General features: G+C 59.6%; 15 protein-coding genes and 1 pseudogene. 10 read left to right on the top strand and 6 right to left on the bottom strand.

The window, feature by feature from the left end:
- Window positions 1-5: 5 nt before the first annotated feature.
- On the top strand, window positions 6-773 hold the full coding sequence (locus AC6I65_RS03090; RefSeq protein ID WP_497902617.1) for an IclR family transcriptional regulator: 768 nt from the start codon (window positions 6-8) through the stop codon (window positions 771-773).
- Window positions 774-860: 87 nt separating this feature from the next.
- Complete coding sequence (locus AC6I65_RS03085) at window positions 861-2,021, top strand: mandelate racemase/muconate lactonizing enzyme family protein (RefSeq protein ID WP_497902616.1); 1,161 nt, start codon at window positions 861-863, stop codon at window positions 2,019-2,021.
- Between the two features lie 138 nt (window positions 2,022-2,159).
- Here the strand turns inward: AC6I65_RS03085 and AC6I65_RS03080 are convergent, their stop codons facing one another.
- A complete protein-coding gene (locus AC6I65_RS03080) occupies window positions 2,160-2,945 on the bottom strand; it encodes an SDR family NAD(P)-dependent oxidoreductase (RefSeq protein ID WP_497902615.1) in 786 nt (261 codons plus the stop codon).
- 811 nt (window positions 2,946-3,756) lie between these two features.
- Between AC6I65_RS03080 and AC6I65_RS03075 the strand changes: the two are divergent.
- The 5 genes and pseudogenes from AC6I65_RS03075 to AC6I65_RS03055 all read left to right on the top strand — a co-directional run bounded on the left by AC6I65_RS03075 (window position 3,757) and on the right by AC6I65_RS03055 (window position 11,280).
- Window positions 3,757-4,370 (top strand): annotated as a pseudogene (locus AC6I65_RS03075) (transposase domain-containing protein).
- Window positions 4,371-4,948: 578 nt separating this feature from the next.
- Window positions 4,949-5,914 carry a transcription initiation factor IIB gene (locus tag AC6I65_RS03070; RefSeq protein ID WP_312911656.1) on the top strand — a complete coding sequence of 322 codons (966 nt, stop codon included), beginning with the start codon at window positions 4,949-4,951 and terminating at the stop codon, window positions 5,912-5,914.
- A gap of 741 nt (window positions 5,915-6,655) precedes the next feature.
- On the top strand, window positions 6,656-7,375 hold the full coding sequence (locus AC6I65_RS03065; RefSeq protein ID WP_497902614.1) for a winged helix-turn-helix transcriptional regulator: 720 nt from the start codon (window positions 6,656-6,658) through the stop codon (window positions 7,373-7,375).
- Window positions 7,376-7,492: 117 nt separating this feature from the next.
- Window positions 7,493-7,960: a response regulator gene (locus AC6I65_RS03060; RefSeq protein WP_497902613.1), complete on the top strand. Its 468-nt coding sequence runs from the start codon at window positions 7,493-7,495 to the stop codon at window positions 7,958-7,960.
- Between the two features lie 224 nt (window positions 7,961-8,184).
- On the top strand, window positions 8,185-11,280 hold the full coding sequence (locus AC6I65_RS03055) for a PAS domain S-box protein (protein WP_497902612.1): 3,096 nt from the start codon (window positions 8,185-8,187) through the stop codon (window positions 11,278-11,280).
- Window positions 11,281-11,543: 263 nt separating this feature from the next.
- Here AC6I65_RS03055 and AC6I65_RS03050 read toward each other — a convergent pair whose 3' ends face one another.
- From AC6I65_RS03050 to AC6I65_RS03030, 5 genes are all read right to left on the bottom strand, one after another.
- Complete coding sequence (locus AC6I65_RS03050; protein ID WP_497902611.1) at window positions 11,544-11,867, bottom strand: winged helix-turn-helix domain-containing protein; 324 nt, start codon at window positions 11,865-11,867, stop codon at window positions 11,544-11,546.
- A gap of 139 nt (window positions 11,868-12,006) precedes the next feature.
- Window positions 12,007-13,011: an aldo/keto reductase gene (locus tag AC6I65_RS03045; RefSeq protein ID WP_497902610.1), complete on the bottom strand. Its 1,005-nt coding sequence runs from the start codon at window positions 13,009-13,011 to the stop codon at window positions 12,007-12,009.
- 42 nt (window positions 13,012-13,053) lie between these two features.
- A complete protein-coding gene (locus AC6I65_RS03040) occupies window positions 13,054-13,611 on the bottom strand; it encodes a YqaA family protein (RefSeq protein WP_497902609.1) in 558 nt (185 codons plus the stop codon).
- A gap of 272 nt (window positions 13,612-13,883) precedes the next feature.
- Window positions 13,884-14,642 (bottom strand): proteasome assembly chaperone family protein, encoded by a 759-nt coding sequence (locus AC6I65_RS03035; RefSeq protein WP_497902608.1) that lies wholly within the window; start codon window positions 14,640-14,642, stop codon window positions 13,884-13,886.
- 127 nt (window positions 14,643-14,769) lie between these two features.
- Window positions 14,770-15,705: an ROK family protein gene (locus AC6I65_RS03030; RefSeq protein ID WP_497902607.1), complete on the bottom strand. Its 936-nt coding sequence runs from the start codon at window positions 15,703-15,705 to the stop codon at window positions 14,770-14,772.
- Window positions 15,706-16,166: 461 nt separating this feature from the next.
- On the opposite strand from AC6I65_RS03030, the gene AC6I65_RS03025 reads away from it, so the two are divergent.
- The 3 genes from AC6I65_RS03025 to AC6I65_RS03015 all read left to right on the top strand — a co-directional run bounded on the left by AC6I65_RS03025 (window position 16,167) and on the right by AC6I65_RS03015 (window position 19,092).
- Window positions 16,167-16,625: a hypothetical protein gene (locus AC6I65_RS03025; RefSeq protein WP_497902606.1), complete on the top strand. Its 459-nt coding sequence runs from the start codon at window positions 16,167-16,169 to the stop codon at window positions 16,623-16,625.
- Between the two features lie 217 nt (window positions 16,626-16,842).
- Window positions 16,843-18,153 (top strand): ABC transporter substrate-binding protein, encoded by a 1,311-nt coding sequence (locus AC6I65_RS03020; RefSeq protein ID WP_497902605.1) that lies wholly within the window; start codon window positions 16,843-16,845, stop codon window positions 18,151-18,153.
- Between the two features lie 9 nt (window positions 18,154-18,162).
- On the top strand, window positions 18,163-19,092 hold the full coding sequence (locus tag AC6I65_RS03015) for a branched-chain amino acid ABC transporter permease (protein WP_497902604.1): 930 nt from the start codon (window positions 18,163-18,165) through the stop codon (window positions 19,090-19,092).

The following is a 19,092-nucleotide window of genomic DNA, read 5'->3' as shown; positions in this document are numbered from 1 at the left end:
GCAGTATGCAACGAGAGGCCGAGTCCGGCAACACGATTCAGGCACTCGAACGGGCCTTCGAGATCGTAGAAACCCTCCGAGAACACGAGGGCCTCACTCTGACAGAACTCTCAGAGTTACTCGAGTTACCGACCAGTACCGCCCACGTCTACCTGAAGACCCTGGAAAAAGAGGGGTTCGTGACCCGCGAAAACCGGACCTACCGGAACGGGCTCAAATTCCTTGAGTACGGTGGCTACGCCCGTCGGCAGTACGAACTGTACAGTGCCGCGCGCCCGGTCCTCATGGAACTCGCCAATCAAACCGGCGAGCGAGCCGGGCTAGGTATCGAAGAAAACGGCAAGCGGGTCCTCATTAGCGTCGAGGACGGGACGTCAGCGGTGAGCGACAACGTCCCCATCGGTGAATTTACCGAGATGCACTGGACTGGCCTCGGGAAGTGCTTGCTCGCGTACTTGCCCCAGCAGCGCCGAGAGCAGATCATCGACGAGAGCGAGTTACCCAGAAGCACGGCAAACACGATCACCGACCCCGACGAACTCCGGCGCGAGCTGAAACAGATCAGGGAACAGGGCTACGCGATCGAGGACGAAGAACGGAGGGAAGGAATTCGTGGTGTAGAGGTTCCTATTCTCACGCCAGACGACGAAATTCTCGGCTCCATCGGGCTCACGGGCCCCGTCAACCGGTTCGATGCCACACAGATCACCGAGTACATCACGCTGCTCGAGGAGAAAGCAACCGTCGTAAAGTTGCGGACGGTCTACTACTGACCGGCCTCGGACAGCGTCTGGTCGATGTGTATCGGAGCACGGGACGGCATACCACAAATTTAAGACAGGGGCCGGGAATCGGTAAGTATGGAGATTACAGCGGTTAGTGCAATCCCCGTAACGGTACCTCTGGACCCGATAGAAGACGGAGGGATAGCACCCTATCGAACGAACCACGGCGCGCTGTCCGAGATGGATCGAATTCTCGTTCGCGTCGACACCGACGAGGACTACGTCGGCTGGGGTGAAGTCCGGGCCTTCCTCTCGCCGGCAGCCACGATCTCCGTCATCGAGGACGGCGTCGCGCCACTCGTCGTTGGGCAATCGCCCTTCGAGATTGGGAAGTTGCGACGACAGGTGTTCGTCGAATACACGAACTCGAATATGTTCTTCGCGCCTGTCGAGACCGCCTGCTGGGACATCGTCGGGAAAGCGCTGGACCGCCCGGTGTACGAGTTACTCGGCGGGTGGACAGCAAACCATCAAACTGAAATGAAACACCGTGATTACGTCGCCTCAGGAGAAGGCGATCGGCGCGTCGAATTCGCGTACGCGCTCGGAATCTTCTCGCCCGAAGAGTCCCGTCGCTACGCCCGGAAGGTCCTGGAGGAGGGCTACAACGTCCTCAAGACGAAGGCGGGCCGCGACTGGCGGACGGACGTGGAGCGAATTCGAGCGATGCACGACGAGGTAGACGGCCAACTAGAGTTCCGTATCGATCCGAACCAAGGGTGGACCGCCGAGGATACTGTTCGGCTCTGTGCCAAACTCGAGGACGCCGAGATCTATTTGCAGTACGTCGAACAGCCCATTCGGATCGACAATCACGGTTCGTTGGCGTCCCTGCGGAACCGCACTCGACAGCCGATCGCCGCCAACGAAGACACCTACGTTCCCAGAAATATGCGCCACCTGATCGAGACGAACGCAGTCGACGTCGGCGTCATCGATATCACTCCATCGGGCGGAATCGCAGGCGTTCGAGAGCTTGCCAGCATCGCGGAAGACGGTGGCATGTCCCTGGCTCACCACTGTGCGTTCGATCTCGGGATCCGGACCGCCGCGATTCTCCACACCGTGTACAGCACGCCGGCGATCAACCTCCCGAGTGATACGGCCTACTTCGGGTGGGAAGCTGACGTCATTCAGGATTCCTTCACGATCAACGAGGGCCACATGACCGTCCCAGACGGTCCCGGTCTGGGAATTGACGTCGACATGGACGCGATTGAACGCTATCGGCAGTGAAGACGTCCCGGAGGCGTGTCCAGCGAAACGCTGCTGTATAGCAATTCAGCCACTCAGCGGGTGACGTGACTGAACCAGACAATAGCCAGATACACTACCTTCAGGGGCGAGGGCCGAACGGGGCCTTGGGTTAGGACGTCAGACGCGATGGGCCGCCCAGCCGCCATCCACGTAGAGATCCGCTCCGTGGATGTAACTCGCTTCGTCACTCGCGAGGAAGGCAACGACATCTGCGACCTCCTCCGGTTCACCCAATTCGGGTAAGAGCGTCTGCTGTCGACTCCGTTCGATGCTCTCCTCGTCCTGATAATCCTGGATAGGGGTCTTGATGTAGCCGGGGGAGACGCAGTTCACGTTCACGTCGTGTGGTCCTAACTCGACCGCTAAGTCCCGGGTGAGATTGACCTGCCCGGCTTTCGCAGCAGCGTACGCGGGACCGGATCCGCCCTCTGTCGCGTTGACGGAGGCGATGTTGACGATGTCGCCGCTCACGTCCTTCAGATGAGGAATTGCGAACTTACAGCAGAAAAAGGTCCCATCGAGGTCGACGCCCAGCATCGTTCGCCAGTCGTCGATACTGGTCGACTGGGAGTCACCGAGGATCGAGACACCAGCATTGTTGATGAGGACGTCCAGTCGACCGTACGCCTCGAGCGTCTCGTTGATGAGTGATTCGACTGCGACGGGATCGGACACGTCGGTCGATACGAAGACGGCGTCGCCCGGGGTCTCCTCTCGAATCAGCCGTTCGGTCGGTGCCGAAACCTCGGAATCGTGGTGGATGCCCTGCTTCGGTTCGTTATTGCGAGATGCACAGACGACGTTTGCCCCGTCTTCGCCGAAACGACGAGCAATCCGTCGTCCGATACCGCTCGACGCACCCGTGACGATCACTGTTCGGCCTTCGTGCCGTTTCGAACACATACTCGTCCTACTCAACGGGTTCGACAGTTTAAAACCTCCTGTTCAACGGCCTTCGAGCTCGTTCAAGTACCTCCTAATTCCGAGCATCGATACCTGAATTACAGCCCAAACTGTTCGCCGCCTCGAGGCGAATCGAACCGTGTTTACGAATTGGATGACACTGAACGTCACCCTACAAATAGTGAAAACTCAGCTGCTACTCACCCCTTAGTTGCGTTTAGACAGATCGGTTCCCTGTGAACGTGATCGATCTGAACCACTAGCCAACAATTTCATTCCATTAATAGAGAATAGTTTGATATCAGAGTTTTTGGATTTAACACCAGTTAGGAAACATATACGAAACCGTTTAGGTTCCGTAACGTTCGTCTTTGGCGTCGAGCCCACGTCTTCGGCGGATATCGAGCAACGACCGGTCGCCACCGACGAGAACGGCGGTGTCGTCGGTGGCGTGATTCTCGCAGAGTTCCTCGAGAAAACGCACACGTCCCGACTCTGTTCCCGTTCGCTCAGACGCTGATTGCAGGAAAAAGCTTGGTCGAGGGTCAATACCGTCGTACAGCCAGTATTATCCATCGAGTGGGTTCACCGGTTTGTCGAAGGCAATGTGACCCGAACTTCGCGAATCGAGACTGAAGATCGGCGCCGTGGACCCATCTGTGGACAATCGTTCGAGCCCCCTTGATCCCGAATATGTCTATAATTACGATAATATCTAAAAACGAGTGTTCGTCAATATGTGCAGTGGCTAGTTAGACCAGTTTGAGGATCAAGCAGGACGTGGAGTTAGTTTGGACTAAAGCTTGCAGACATGCTCAGCGAGACGTACGCAGCGAATTTGATGAATGTTGGGAGCGTGAACGGACGGTGACGCCCGCCAGAGTGTTCGCCGTCTGCCTTCCCACGACCGGTTGTTTGCTTCGAGAGATACAAGCAATTCTTCGCTTTCTAGGCGGTGAGCGGTCTCACTAGGCCTTTTGGCAGTGGCTGAATCGGCAGTCTGACAGCGTTCCAGTCCCGCCGAGGGCTCCGCCTTCGGGGGTCGCGGTTGATGAGACCGCTGTCAAGATCAACGACAAATGATCGTGGGTGTCTGCTGCAATTGACCTTGACTCACGGTCGACCCTCGATGTCGCAATCGTTGGATGGCGAGGTACCAATCTAGCCGCTGCGTTCCTGCACCGATTGGCCGAGAAACATATCCTTCCCCCTACGCTGTGTTACTCGTCGGTGGTTACGGGTATCTGACTCCCCTTTCCGATTGAGTTTGAGTGGCCAGTTCGGCTACGTCGAGAGAAACCTGATCAAAAAGTGGTTTCATACGAAGAAGACGCCGGTTGGCAGTTTCCACAATTCGTGGGTAGACAGTCGGGAGCCAGTTTTGAGTATTTTATACACTACTATAACGTACACCGACCGTATTAGTCATTTAACGGATAGGCGTTAACTGAGGCGCTTAACTAGACAGTTCCAAGTAGTTCGGTGGATCTAGTGGTGCTGTCAATGTTAGATTACCTGATGAGGGGTATACGCAAAATGCTGTATCACTCAAGGAAAACTCGTCGGTGTATGGTATGGTTCACCCCAGTCGTCTCGATGGCCTACTGGGGATTTTTCGATCACCTCGAGGAACGACGCGGCTCTGTAGTGCTTACCGCCGGCATTACACAGAAGCAAGGAGAAAGCCCACGACTCTAGTCGTGGGATGAATCCGACACTCCGCTACCCAAACCACGTGCGATGGCAGGTCTGAGTCTCCCACGCTAATCCATACTTTTACGAACCAATATTACGTAGCACGTAGTCTCCTCAGGGCGACGCCACCGTCTCGAGGTAATCCCTTCTCGAGCGTTCCGTTGGTGAACGTAATCGTAATCGCACCGTCTGCAGCCTCTTCGTCCTCATCTCCCGCAGACGCCCCCAATAGTCGCTTCACTATCGACCGTACAAGATGGGCTCGAGTCCACCCAGTGTTTAACTCTCTCGAGGAATAATGAGAGGTAATGGAACGCCTGACTTCCCAGACAGAGCACACGAATCAGACAGAACGCGAAACTACTGGAGAAGAGGGTGTTCGAACCTGCCCGGAGTGTGAGTCGACGTCGCTGTCGAGAAGCGCAGACGGGAGCGAGATTAGCTGTGAGGACTGCGGACTGATTCTGGAAGAGGAGACGATCGATCGGGGGCCGGAGTGGCGAGCGTTCAACGCGGCCGAGCGCGACAGCAAGTCACGCGTCGGTGCGCCGACGACGCAGACGATGCACGACAAGGGCCTCACGACGACGATCGACTGGAAGAACCAGGACGCCTACGGACGGTCACTCTCCTCGGAAAAGCGCAGTCAGATGAATCGCCTGCGGAAGTGGCAAGAGCGAATCCGGACGAAGGACGCCGGCGAGCGAAACCTCCAGTTCGCGCTCTCCGAGACTGATCGGATGGCCTCCGCCCTGGGCGTTCCGCGCTCGGTCCGTGAGGTCGCGAGTGTGCTCTATCGACGCGCGCTCGAGGAGGACCTCATCCGCGGGCGGTCCATCGAGGGCGTCTCCACGAGTACGTTGTATGCGGCCTGCCGGATGGAGGGGATTCCGCGATCCCTCGACGAGATTGCCGCCGTTTCGCGGGTCGACCGGATGGAGATCGGCCGCACGTATCGGTACATTTCGAAGGAACTCGGCCTCGAGATGCAACCCGTCGATCCGAAGAAGTACGTCCCTCGCTTCTGTTCCGAACTCGAGTTGCCCGAAGAAGTACAATCGAAGGCCAACGAGATTATCGACACCACGGCCGAGAAGGGGATGTTATCGGGGAAGTCACCGACAGGATATGCCGCAGCCGCCATCTATGCCGCGGCGCTCCTCTGTAACAAGAAAAAGACCCAGCGGGAAGTCGCGAACGTTGCCCAGGTGACCGAGGTCACGATTCGAAATCGATACCAGGAGCAGATTAGCGCGATGGGAATTCACGAATAACCAAAACTGGTCTCGTTGCTCGTCAGAGGGAATCCGGATCTGTATTAGGAATATCCCTCGAATAGCGGCCCCGTCCATATCGATCAGTTGTACTGATTCGGTTCTGGAATCGCTTCATCAGTCACTAAGACCGTGTCATCTGGCGAAACGGAGCGCGGGTGGGTTCAACCTCGTGCTATCGTTCTCGGGATTTAAATATGATTTTGAAATAGCGCACGTTGATGAGCAATTCGCGAGACTCTGTCCCTCTGAGTGAAAACGGGCGAACCGCAGATAATACGAAACGGAAGGCATCAGCGAGTAGTTCTGGAAACAGGCCCAAATCCACAGTGAGAGCCGGTTCTTATCGGGAGGTTGAACAAGGAGAAACGTACGTTCACAGAGAGCATGGACTGATCGAGGTCTCCGGGATCTGGAAGGGTACCGAACAACTCGAGCGGGCTCGTCACATGGATGGGAAGGACACGGTCATCGTTGGGTTTACGACACACAACTCCGGCGAACGAGCACGTGAGGTCGCGGATACGTTCACCAGCTTTGTCCGTGACCTCGAGTGAGAACGTCTCAGAAAATCCGGCAGAAGTAAGTGTACTTTTTTTAGCTAACAACATTGACCGGTCACAGTATCGGTAAAAGTCGCTCACCTCCCGGCAGCGTCCATGGACGATCGAAATCCACGGGTCTGCCCGTGTGCACCGCCAGAGATCCGATTCGAACAACCACGATCGAACGGCAGAACCCATGCTCACCAGATCAACCCGGACCGTCCTGATCGCAGCCGTCGGAATCGTCCTCGTCCTGAACAGCTTCGCGGCGACCGGGATCGTCGTCGGAGAATCAACGAGCGAACCCACGACACACAGTCGTAACGATGCGGGGCTGATCGAGCCCCCCGACACGGTCGATAGCACGTCGTCCGAGACGACGCTCTCGATATCGTCCTCCACGGTCACGTCTATCGTCTTACTGGCTGGACACGCCCATTCAGGGAGTTCCGATCCGCTGGATCACGACGCCCGTCAAGAACTTTACGAGACGGTCCACCAGACGTCCGGAATATACCTCGGTGATCTTCGGGAGACCCACGACCTTCACCGCTCGACGCTCCGGTATCACCTCGAGGTCCTCGAACAGGCGGAGTTACTCGCATCCGTGACGGTATTCGGGAAGCTCTGGTACTATCCCACCGGGAGCGACACGAACCAGCTACGTGCCGCGCTCACCCACGAACCGACCGGAGACATCCTCGAGACAATTGCTCGCCTCGAACCCATCAGCGTGACGGATCTAGCGGAGGAAGTCGATCGGTCTGACAGTACGGTGTCACACCATCTGGAACGCCTCGAGGACAAAGGACTGGTCGAACAGGAACGTGGTAGCACGACGGTACTTTCACGGTTGGCACCAGAGGCCCGTGCCGAATTCGAAACGACGTCGGAGCTGGGACAGTGGACAGATTGACGAAGAGTCAGTCCCTCCACTACCTCGTTTAATGACCGTTACCTGTCGAGTTTGAAGGATTGGTCAGAACGCCCATATCAAACGAATTCGAACGTCCGGGCATGGAGGGATAACGCGATGAAAATCGTGAACAATCAGTTGCCCTCCTTTCATCAGTCGGCAGATATCTTGCTCGTCGAAGACAACGCCGGCGACGTTCGCCTCACCGAAGAGGCCTTCAAGGACGGTCGGATCGCGAACACGCTCTACGTCGTGAACGACGGCGTTCGTGCCCTCGACTTTCTCTACCAGCGTGGTGAGTACACGGATGCGCCGCGGCCTCACGTCGTCCTCCTCGACCTGAACCTCCCGCGAATGAACGGCGACGAAGTCCTCCAGAAAATTAGAGCTGATTCCGAGTTCGAACGGCTTCCGGTCATCGTCCTGACGACGTCAGAAGCGCAACACGACTTCGTGAGATCGATCGTCCCTGAGGCCGACGCCTATCTCGAGAAGCCGGTCGACCCCGACGGCTTCATCGACACCGTTCGCACGTTCGAATCCGTCTGGCTGTCAGTCGGCTGGGCGGAAGAGCGGGAAGAGTGACGGTCTTCGATCGAATGATGTGGCCAGTACGTCCCTGCATCGGCAGTAACTGGTACCAGACGTTGCCAGCCCATAATTGGTAGCGGCTTGAGCCTAGTGGTGGTGTGGATTTTGGATACTCGAACCCAGGATTCGGATTGTGAGTGAGGCAAGGATCTCGAGAGGTCCAGAACAGGGAGTGGATAGAGAAGCCTTTACGGTTGTACCCTCAGTACCGAGATAAAATGGGATCGTCCACCGAAGGTGGTGAAGAACTCCGCGCTCGTGTCCGTCAGCAAGAGGTTGTGGCCGAGCTCGGCCAACAAGCCCTCGAAAGCGATGATCTCGATCAGTTGATGTACGATGCGTCGGTTGCCGTAGCCGAGACGCTCGATACAGACTATTGTAAGATTCTCGAATTGCCATCCGATGGGGACGAAGTCTTTCTACGGCAGGGGATTGGTTGGCAGGAAGGTCTCGTCGGGAACGCGATTGTCCCAACTGGTCTGGACTCGCAGGCGGGCTATACGCTCCTCTCCGAAAAGCCGGTTATCGTCGATGACCTGCGCACCGAGAAGCGCTTTTCGGGGTCGGATTTACTCATCAATCACGATGTCGTCAGTGGAATCAGCGTCATCATCGGTTCCGTCGAAACTCCGTGGGGGGTGCTGGGAACGCACACGACTGAAAAGCGGGCGTTTACGGAGGATGACGCTAATTTCGTCCAAAACGTCGCGAACGTGCTCGCGTCTGCGATCGATCGCATGGAAAAAGAACGACGGTTGCGCGAGCGCGAGTCACAACTGGAGATGGCGACCACGGCCGCATCGATCGGACTGTGGACGTGGGATATTCAGGAAAACGTTGTTACCGCAGACGAGTATTTCACGGAATCGTATGATATGAATCCGGAGGCTATCACGGCAGGTGCTCCGATGGAAGCGTTCTACGAACCGATACTCGAGGACGATAGAGAGAAAACGTGGAAACAACTGGAACGAGCCGTTGAGGAGAGTGGTGAGCTTCAGGCTGAGTATCGCGTCAGGGGCCCTGGCGGGGACGTCTTATGGATGATGGCCAAAGGGGAGGTCGAATACGATGACGACGGTGAGCCGGTCCGATTGAACGGAGCGATCACCGATATCACCGAACAGAAAGAACGCGAACAGGAACTCCAGCGAGCGCTCGACCTGCTCGACAAGACCAGGCGTATCGCTGACGTCGGCGGTTGGGAGATTGATCCGGAGACGATGGAGATCTTCTGGACCGATCACATCTTTGACCTGCTAGAGATACCCCACGACGAGAAACCGTCCTTGGAGAAAGCCGTCGATATGTACCACGAGGACGACCGTTCGATCGTCGAGAACGCCATCGAAGAAGCGCTTGACAGCGGCGATCCCTTTGACGTGGAGGCGCGGATCCGGACACCTAACGGTGAAGTACGCTGGCTTCGGCTACAGGGGGAGCCAGAGACCGACAACGGCGAAATCGTTTCGCTCCGCGGGGCAGCACACGACATCACCGAGCACAAGGAACGCGAACGCGAATTGGAGCGATACGAAACGATGGTTGAGGCGGTCTGGGATGGGATTACCGCAGTCGACTCGGACCAATGCTTCGAGCAGGTCAATCAGGCATTTTGCGACATGACCGGGTACGATCGGGAAGAAATACTTGGCGAGCATGCCACGTCGATCCTCGACAAAGATACATACGAGAAGGCAGGCGAGTTATACGCAGAGGTAGTCGAAGGAACTCGTGACATCGTAAGAATTGAGTACGATTTGTTGACCGCGAGTGGGGACTCAATCCCGGTCGAAGCCAGGTTTGGCCCTCTCGAATATGAGGATGGCACGGTCGGAGGCGTCGGTGTCGTCCGTGACATAACCGAGCGCAAGGAGTACGAGCGACAGCTCGAAGACAGTGAGCGCCGCTATCGAACTCTCGCCGAAAACCTCGAGGAGATGGTGTGGGTCTCCGATGCCGATACGCGGGAAATTCTCTATCTCAACCCCGCTTATGAGGAGGTATTCAGGCGAGACCGCGAATCACTGCTCGACGATCCTCGTACCTTCCTTGAAACAGTCCATCCGAACGATCGCCAGCGCGTCGAGCACGCGTACACCGCTTTGCCTGGCGAAGAATTCGACGAGGAGTACCGTATCATTCGTCCGGATGGCCAGGTCCGATGGCTCGACGTTCGGGCCGTTCCCGCCCGCAATGAGGAAGGGAACGTAAGTCACGTTGTGGGCATCGCAGAGGACATTACCGAGCGCAAAGAGCGCGAACGTGCACTCGAGGAGTCTGAACGTCGGTATCGGACGCTGGTCGAACACTTTCCGAATGGTGCGGTTGGCTTGTTCGATGAAGACCTGTGTTATACTGCTGTTGGCGGGGAACTCGTGGGTGTGGCCGGTGTCAATCCGGAAGACCGGATCGGACGAAGTGTCTCCGACATCTATCCGGACGAACTCGTCGAAGAAGTCGAACCTTACTTTACTGCTGTCTTTGAGGGCGAATCGACAACGTTCGAGACTGAGTATCACGACCGTCATCTGTACGCCCACACCTTGCCAATCAGGGACGTCGATAACGAGGTGTTCGCAGGGATGCTCGTAGTGCAGGACGTCACGGAACGCAGGGAGTATCAACGCCGACTCGAGGAGTCGAACGAACGTCTCGAACAGTTCGCCTACGCCGCCTCTCACGACCTGCAAGAGCCACTGCGAATGGTTTCAAGCTACTTGCGACTCATCGAGCGGCGGTACAAGGATGAAATAGACGAGGACGGGCGTGAGTTTCTCGACTTTGCCGTCGACGGCGCTGACCGGATGCGCGAGATGATCGAGGGCCTGCTCCAGTACTCGCGGGTCGAGACGAAGGGAGATCGGTTCGAGCCAGTTGAGTTAGACGCGATCCTCGAGGATGCACGCGAAAATCTGCAGGTCAAAATCGAGGAGCGTGATGCCGAAATCACGTCTGAGTCGCTGCCCCGTATTGAAGGCGACGCCGGCCAGTTGCGCCAGGTGTTTCAGAACCTGCTAAGCAACGCAATCGAGTACAGCGACGAATCACCACGGGTATACATCTCGGCCGAACGGAATGGAGAAAAATGGATGGTGTCAGTTAGCGACGAGGGGATGGGGATTGAGCCGGATGAACAAGAGCGTATCTTCGAGATATTCCAACGAGGGTATAGTACCGAGGAGTATTCAGGAACCGGTATCGGGCTCGCACTCTGTGAACGGATTGTCGAACGGCACAACGGCGAGCTCTGGGTTGAGTCCGAACCCGGCGAAGGGTCGACGTTCTCGTTTACGCTGCCAGCAGCGGAGTGAAAGTCTAAACGATGAGCCGATTGCCTTCTCCTCATGCATAATACCACCATTTAGCTGAAGGAGAGGGTGCTAACTACGACTCATCGAACCTCGAGGAGGGCTGCGCAATTGGCCGTTCGACAGGGGACGACAGCGGTCGACGGGTCGGCGAGGCCACCGGCCCGCCTCGCGATACCTGGGTTCATCACTGAAACGTCAGAGAGCGACACGAAAATCCATTGCTCGCCATCTCTCGAGGTCCAGTGTCGGACCCCCTCGAGCGTTTACCCCTCGAGCGTTTCGTCGGTGAACTCGAGCGTCGTTGCACCGTCTTCGTTCCGTTCGGTTCCTTCTCCTGCAACCTCCGCGATGGACGCGTTCTCGAAGAGCAGGCGACGTCCGAGCCTCGAGATTCGATAGGCGGTCGCCTCGTCGTGGGCGACGACCAGGTCGTGCGTCTCGAACGTTCGGCATCGGTCGGTGACGTGTGCCGCCGAGTAGGGCAGATTGAGCGAGAGACTCTCGGGAGTGACCCACCCGAGATGCGTCGCGAGTTCGATCAGAATCGGGCGATCGGACGGGTCCATCCACGCTACGTCGTCAGTCATGCGATACAGGTAGTTCGACACCGTCGCCTCGCTTCAATCTTCGTCGCTGTCGCAAGCTGTGAATCGAAAGTTGTGGGATTTCTCCACGAATCTCCGTACGTCACGTCGTTCGGACCTAGATGCGTCCCGATGCCGTTCGCTACCCGGTCCTGTACAGCTTGCCGTTCTCGTCGTAGCGTGCCTCGAGGATGCGATCGAACTGCTCGTCCGAGAGGTCGACCTCGAGAGCCCCGAGGTTCTCCTCGAGCTGGTCGACCGTCCGCGCGCCGATAATCGGGACGCAGTCGAAGTCGGGCTGGTCGATCAGCCAACGAATTGCGACCTGGGCGGGCGAGGCGTCGCACTCGTCGGCGATCTCCCGAACTGCCTCGAGGACGTGCCAGCCGCGCTCTGAGACGTAGTAGTCCAGAAAGCGGTCGTCGAGCTGGGCGCGCGTCCCCTCGGGCGCCTCGAGATCGTAGGTATCCTCACCGGCGCGGTCGTACTTCCCGGTCAGGAAACCCCCAGCCAGCGGCGAGTACGGACAGACCGCCAGATCCTGGTCGGCACAGACGTCGAGGTACTCGGCAACGTCCTCGTAGTAGGCCGCGTGGAAGAGCGGCTGGGTGACCGTGAACGCCTCGTAGTTGTTGACGTCGGCTTTCCACAGCCCCTTCGTGAGCTTCCAGGCATCGGCCGTCGAGAGGCCGACGTAGTGGACTTTGCCGTCGCTCACGAGGTCATCGACGGCCCGAAGCGTCTGCTCGATGGGCGTCTCGTCGTCGAACCGGTGGAGGTAGAGCACGTCGAGGTAGTCCGTCCCGAGGCGCTCGAGTGAGCCCTCGACTTCCGCCCGGACGTTCTTCTTCGAGAGGTTCTCCTGGAAGCGCGAGACGGTCGACCAGTAGCACTTCGAGGCGACGATGAAGTCCTCGCGGTCGCGGTCAGCGAGCCACTCACCGATCCAGCGCTCGGAGTCCCCGTCGCCGTACCCGTTGGCGGTGTCGATGAAGTTCCCGCCCCGGTCGGCGAACGCCGACAGCAGGTCGTGGGCCGTCTTGCGGTCGGTCTCGAGGACTCCGTTCGATTCCTGGCCGAAGCGCCACGTGCCCAGACAGAGCGGCGAGACCTGCAGTCCCGTCGTCCCGAGTCGTCGGTAGTGCATACAGTGTCACTGCCACTGCGAGCGGGTTAAGAGTTCCAGTGGCTAGACCGCAACCGATGCCCCGCCGACGAGTCCAGCGGTCACGAGAAGCCTCCCGAGACTACCGACGAACGTCGCAATCGCGAATCGCAGGTAGTTCTTATCGAGGACTGCGAACGCGTAAATCGAGATCGTATCGGGGAAGAACGGGACCGACAGCGCCAACGCGAGACCGGCGTACCCGTATCGTCGGGCGAGCTGGGTGGATCGCTTCTCTGACCACTCCAGGACGTCCCACCTCGAGTTCCGAACCCAGCGGACGATCGGCCCGGATTGTTTGACCTCCTGGCCGATATGAAAGGCGAAGACGCTTCCGGCGGCCTTTCCGAGTGCGCTCACGAGCATGATTGTCGAGAGATGCACCCACGAGGGAAGCCCGAGATCGAGGGGCGCGAGCAGGACGATTTCGCTCGGTCCGGGAAGTGCGAACGCGATCAGAAACGAGTAGACGAAGATAATACCCATTCCGGGCCAGCCTGTCGCCGACTCGACGAGCGCCTCGAGGTTCCCGCCAATCGCGAGCGACAGTTCAGCTGCGAAGAACGGTGTCAGGTGTATCATGCGGCTGTGTGGAACGTGCGTTGGTACGTTGTCCTCGGTTCGCATCCGACCGACTCGAACCTGTCGATGCGCGCTCCGCTCCAATCGTGCGCACCATTCACAACCCTCGTTCGACGCGTGGCGCTACCGAGGCAACGCCGTCCTCGGTGATGCCTTCGCACCGGAGACAGACGGTGAATGAACCGAAAGCGGGCGAATCGTACGCTGACTGGAAAACTGGTGGTACCCCTTCACAGGACAGCCACGTCTCGAGGACAGTCCCGCAAGCCAGATTACCGAAACATTCCTCGGGCCTGCATCGGCTCTTCTTGCTGGTCCTGACCCTGGGGCTGCATCTGCTGGGCGAGTTGTTGTTTCTGGCGTTGGATCTCCTCGGCTTGCTCGCGGAGTTCGTCGGTGTCGACGTCGAACTCGACGAGTGGTTCGAGCGCGTTCTCGATGACGGACCGCGCCGCGGCCGGGTCGGGAACCCGCGGATCCGCCCGGACGAGCAGGAGTGCTGCCGGCACGTCCGCCTGGTGACACGCAGAGACGAGGGCGCCGGTCACGCCACCGACGGCCCCGGAGTCCGCGGCGAGTTCGATCCCCGCCGCCTCGAGTTCGTCTCGCAGGGCTTCGGTCGTGGCGGCTCCGATGACCTCGCCCCGTTGCTCCTCGGATTGGGCGGGCGCCCCGGCGAGGAAAATCGCCCGGCTGAAGTCGTCGACCAGCTCGTCGAGCACGCATTGACTCAAGTCGGCGAACGCCTCTTCCGGGATCGGCACGTCGCTCTCCAGAGTGAGGACGTCGGGATCCGTCCCGCCGTAGACGCGAACCGTGTCCTGGACGAGTCCGTCCGCGAACGAGGCGACGGGCGGAAACGAATCGGACCGAATCGATCCGTACTGCTCGAGTCCCAGCTGGTCGGTGAGTTGATCGACCGCGATCGACGCGACCAGCCCGTGTCCCGGCAGCCCTTCGATCAGCGTCGGTTGCGCCGCGTCGGGGTCGGACGACCGGTGGAATTCGACTCCGTCAGGGGTTGGCGTCATACCCGGCGGGCTACATCGGCTCGACACATATGCGTGGGGGACGAGGTTAGTCTCTCGGCGAATCCCCAGAAGCTCGATCCAGCAGTTCCCCATAGGGTTCGAAAACGGCGAGAACGCGTTCGCCGCCTCACTTCCGTCCGTTTTGGTCGGCTAGGGCCAGCGACCCATACAGCCCGATGAAGTCTCCGAGGGGCGTCACCTCGAGCGCCGGGCGCTCGACGAACAGATAGTCGTCGAGGTGGGCCTCGATGGCCTCCAAGAGGACTTCGGCGTTGTTCAGTGCGACCCCGCCACCCACCGTCACCAGCCCCGGGTCGTGGGCGTTACAGACTCCGCCGAGGCCCGCGGCGTTCAGCCGACCGATTCGGTCGAGGTAATCTTCGGCAACCTGGTCGCCAGCGTCGACGGCCTCGAACACCGCCTCGGCAGTTACGGTCTCGTGATCGAGCGTCGTCTCCCGGGACTCCTCGGCGAGCAGAGAGCGAACGTACTGCCCGATTCCTCGCCCGGAGCAGTACGCCTCCCACGCCCCTCGCACGCCACAGCTCTCGAGGTCCCCGTCTGCGACGATCGGTAGCAGGCCAACCTCGCCGGCGTGGCCGTGTTCGCCCCGGAGCAGGTGCCCGTCTTCGACGACGCCGCCGCCGATCCCGGTTCCGAAGGTGACGTGGGCGACCGTGCGGTAGTCCCCGTCTGCGCCGGCGCCGAAGGCGTACTCCCCGAGCGCCGAGGCGGTGCAGTCGTTCGCGACCGCCGTCGGGAGGCCGAACGACGCCTCGATTCGCTCGCCGAGTCGTACCTGCGGAACGGTCTCCCCGCCAGGCGTGTCGAACGAAAAGACCGTCCCCGCGTCGTCGACGAGGCCGGCCGTGGCGATACCGACCGCGTCGAGGTCGCCGTCCGCCTTTGCGGCCAGACGCTCGAGTGCCTCGAGCGTCTGGGTCTCGAGTTCGTATGGTCGCGTCGGTTCGGTCGCGACCTCGTCGAAGAATCCCTCTGACGGTGAGCCGAGAACGGAACGGAAATTCGTACTACCAATGCCGAAGACGGCGATCCGATTCATTGGACTCGAAAAATCGGCAGAGGGGTAAAGGTATGCTGATGCTAAGCTGGCGTGAGCGTCGAGAGCATCGTGCCCCAAACCATCGGTGTAGACATCGAATTGGGGAATTGTACGCCTGAATCAGCCTCCTTAGTGACCCGTTAGTGAAACAGTTCTCATCGAGACTCGAGGTTGCGAGTCTCGAGGCAGCTCTGCCAGGTACACTCGGGTAGAAAGCACGAAAACAGGCGAAGCGCCAGGGTCAGCGAAAGATATTGATTCACTCGAGCTCAGGCCGACTCCTTGTCCGATCGTTCTAACCGGTTATTACCCCGTTGGTCCGCAAAATTAGCGAGAAGCCGTAGATCCTAACGAACGCAGGAACGAGCAGCGTAACCGACCATAGCCGTCCGTAATCCCCCGATGACTCCGCGTTACGGCGCTCGTACTTACGGCTGACGGCCGCACAGTCACGCCTCGAGATGGCCCCCGCGATCGTTCACTTCCTCGTCGGTGCCTCGCTCGTCCTCCTCCTGGCAGCGCCGCTGGCGGCCCGGTACGACATCGACGGACGGTGGCCGCTGTGGCTGGTCGTCATCGGCGGCATCTGGGGTCTGGGTCCAGACATCTACCACGTCACGCCAGTGTACCAGGCCCAGCTCGGGGCCTTCCACGATACCGCGTGGGCCGACCTGTTCGCGTTTCACCACACCCTCGACCGGCCGTTCGTCCGCGCGCGGTACGACGCGAGCGTTTTTGGCGCAATCGCGCTCTTCCTGGGCGCGGTGAGCGTGTACACGATCGGGGACGCGCTGGTACCGCGGAGGAAGGGAACTGACGAGCCAGCACGGCCGACGCTGGCGTCCCCGTCGTTGCTGTTTCTCAGCGCGGCGATCCTCGGTGGACTCGTGAGCCTGCTCGTGTACGCGGCGATCGCTTGAGCGGTTCCCTCCTCGGATGACAGTGACGCACGTCCGTTTCAGGTTCAGTTGGACGCAGACGCCGAGTTCCCGTCTACCCCAGCGTGTCGCTCGAACGCTCCAGAGAGTTCCGTCGGTCCAATTCGGAAATACGAGGTTAGGGTAGATATTTGACTGGTTTGCCTGTGGTCGGGGGGGTCAAAGCTAAGATGTCTGGTTCGAAACTACTACGATAGATATGGCAATGGATAACACGTTACGACCGAGTCGTCGGAAGGTGCTGACGTACACTGGAGCTGCAGGGTTGGCAGCTGTCGCCGGGTGTATCAGTACGACGGACGAAGAGGGCAATGGAAACGGGAACGGAAACGGCGATGGGAATGGCGACGACGATGGAAACGGCAATGGCAATGGCAACGGGAACGGCGACGAGACAGTCTACGAAATCGGGATGGTCGACTCCCTGACCGGCTCGCTGGCCGACTTCGGCGAACGAAACCAGCGCGCGAAGGATCTGGCGCTCGAGCACGTCAACGAGGTGGGGGTCGGCGACGGCGAACTCGGGATCATCGTCGAGGACTCAGAGAGCGAGAGTCAGGCCGGCGTCTCGGCAGCCCAGAAGCTGGTCAACCAGGACAACGTGCCGTTTCTCATCGGTGCGGTCGGATCGGGCGTCTCGCTGTCGATTTACGAGAGCGTGATCCAGGATACGGAGGTCGTCCAGTTGAGCCAGAACTCGACTGGGCTCGGGTTGACGGATTTCCCCGGACTGCTCCGGATGTCCCCGAGCGGTCGCACGCAATCGATCGCCCTCGCGGACATCATCGCGGAGGACGGCTACGACGAGGTCGCGGTCACGTACATCAACGACGAGTTCGGCGAGAGCCTCTACGACGCGTTCGAGGAAGCCTACGAGGGCGAAATTGCCTACGAGAGCGCCCACAACGCCGAGGAAGCGTCGTACTCGAGTCTGGTTTCGGAGATGAACAGCTCCGAGGCCGAGGCGTGGCTCTGTATCACCTACCAGCAGGAGTTCGCGACGATGGTGACCGATATGTTCGAGAGCGGGTACGAACCACAGCTCTACGGCGCCGACTCGAACCGCGGGGACACCGTCATCGAGAACACGCCGGAAGGCAGCATGGACGGGATGAAACTCGTCGAGCCGGCAGCCCCGGAAGACCAGGACAACTACCAGGACTTCGCGGCGGCCTTCGAGGAGGAGTACGACGAGGCCCCCACGGCCTGGTCGGCCTTCGCCTACGACTGCGTCGTGACGGCCGCTCTCTCGATCGCGGCTGCCGACGACTTCACCGGCGAGGCGCTCGGCGAGGTCGTCCGCGACGTCACGCGTCCCGAGGGCGAGGAGGTGTTCACCTACGAGGACGCCCACGCGATCCTGGCCGACGGCGGGTCGGCGTCTGACATCGACTATCAGGGGGTCAGCGGGCCGATCGACTTCGACGAGAACGGCGATCCGCGAGGCAGTCTCGTCGTCTTCGAAGTCCAGGACCACGACTACGAGGCAATCGAGTTCCGGCAGTCGTAGGTCCATCCAATGTCTGTCATCGAATTTGCGGCCAACGGCGTCGTCTACAGCAGCATCATCGTTCTCGGGAGCATCGGCCTCGCGATCATCTACTCCATCGCCGGCTTCGCCAACTTCGCCCACGGCGATACCATGACGGTCGGCGGGTACGCGGCGTTCGTCGCCTTCGGCGCGATCGGTGGCCTCGGCGCAACCGTCCTCGCGCTGCCAGTCGGCTTTTTCGTCGCCTTGCTAGTCGGCATTGCGGTCGCCGCCGCCGTCGCTATTATCACCGAGAAAATCGTCTACGAGCCCCTGGACATCGGCTCCATCGGCCTCCTCATCACCTCGATCGGGGTTGCGTTCGTCTACCGGGCGCTGATCCAACTCGGCTTCGGTGCCGGTCGGAACCAGTTCGACATTCCCGCCCAGCGGCCGATCGAGGAGCTGATCTCCTACGGCGTTCTGGTCACCCCCCACGACCTCGCCATCGTCATTTCCGCGCTCGTTCTCGTCGTCGGCGTTCACGTCCTGCTCCAGTACACCGATCTCGGGCGCAAGATGCGGGCGATGGCCGACAACCCCGACCTCGCTCGAGCCAGCGGCATCCGAACCCACCGAATCAAGCTGTGGTCGTGGGTCCTCGGCGCGGGACTGGCGGGGGCGGGTGGCGCGTTCCTGGGGCTCTACAACGCCCTGACGCCGCGGGTGGGATTTAGCGTTCTGCTGGTTATCTTCGCCGCGGTGATCCTCGGCGGGATCGGTTCGGTGTACGGCGCGATGCTCGGGGGCTTTCTCATCGGCATGGTCGTCGAGATGACGCCGCTGCTCTCTCGCGTGGGTATCCCGATCGGCGTCGACTACGGCCCCGCGGTCGCGTTCGTGATCATGGTCGTCGTCTTGCTCGTTCGTCCGACCGGCATCGCCGGCGACGGAACCGCGGGCGGGGAGGGGATCTGA

The organism is Natronosalvus sp. KLKA75, from assembly GCF_059736265.1.
The sequence above is the reverse complement of the archived record's forward strand: the minus strand, read 5'-3'. Positions and strand labels throughout refer to the sequence as shown.

What these genes read in the sequence shown, in the direction of transcription:
- AC6I65_RS03025 (WP_497902606.1), top strand. Translation starts at nt 16,167, where the DNA reads ATGGCCCCCGCGATCGTTCACTTCCTCGTCGGTGCCTCGCTCGTCCTC.
- AC6I65_RS03085 (WP_497902616.1), top strand. Translation starts at nt 861, where the DNA reads ATGGAGATTACAGCGGTTAGTGCAATCCCCGTAACGGTACCTCTGGAC.
- AC6I65_RS03060 (WP_497902613.1), top strand. Translation starts at nt 7,493, where the DNA reads ATGAAAATCGTGAACAATCAGTTGCCCTCCTTTCATCAGTCGGCAGAT.
- AC6I65_RS03055 (WP_497902612.1), top strand. Translation starts at nt 8,185, where the DNA reads ATGGGATCGTCCACCGAAGGTGGTGAAGAACTCCGCGCTCGTGTCCGT.
- AC6I65_RS03020 (WP_497902605.1), top strand. Translation starts at nt 16,843, where the DNA reads ATGGCAATGGATAACACGTTACGACCGAGTCGTCGGAAGGTGCTGACG.
- AC6I65_RS03090 (WP_497902617.1), top strand. Translation starts at nt 6, where the DNA reads ATGCAACGAGAGGCCGAGTCCGGCAACACGATTCAGGCACTCGAACGG.
- AC6I65_RS03035 (WP_497902608.1), bottom strand. Translation starts at nt 14,642, where the DNA reads ATGACGCCAACCCCTGACGGAGTCGAATTCCACCGGTCGTCCGACCCC.
- AC6I65_RS03070 (WP_312911656.1), top strand. Translation starts at nt 4,949, where the DNA reads ATGGAACGCCTGACTTCCCAGACAGAGCACACGAATCAGACAGAACGC.
- AC6I65_RS03030 (WP_497902607.1), bottom strand. Translation starts at nt 15,705, where the DNA reads ATGAATCGGATCGCCGTCTTCGGCATTGGTAGTACGAATTTCCGTTCC.
- AC6I65_RS03040 (WP_497902609.1), bottom strand. Translation starts at nt 13,611, where the DNA reads ATGATACACCTGACACCGTTCTTCGCAGCTGAACTGTCGCTCGCGATT.
- AC6I65_RS03080 (WP_497902615.1), bottom strand. Translation starts at nt 2,945, where the DNA reads ATGTGTTCGAAACGGCACGAAGGCCGAACAGTGATCGTCACGGGTGCG.
- AC6I65_RS03045 (WP_497902610.1), bottom strand. Translation starts at nt 13,011, where the DNA reads ATGCACTACCGACGACTCGGGACGACGGGACTGCAGGTCTCGCCGCTC.
- AC6I65_RS03050 (WP_497902611.1), bottom strand. Translation starts at nt 11,867, where the DNA reads ATGACTGACGACGTAGCGTGGATGGACCCGTCCGATCGCCCGATTCTG.
- AC6I65_RS03015 (WP_497902604.1), top strand. Translation starts at nt 18,163, where the DNA reads ATGTCTGTCATCGAATTTGCGGCCAACGGCGTCGTCTACAGCAGCATC.
- AC6I65_RS03065 (WP_497902614.1), top strand. Translation starts at nt 6,656, where the DNA reads ATGCTCACCAGATCAACCCGGACCGTCCTGATCGCAGCCGTCGGAATC.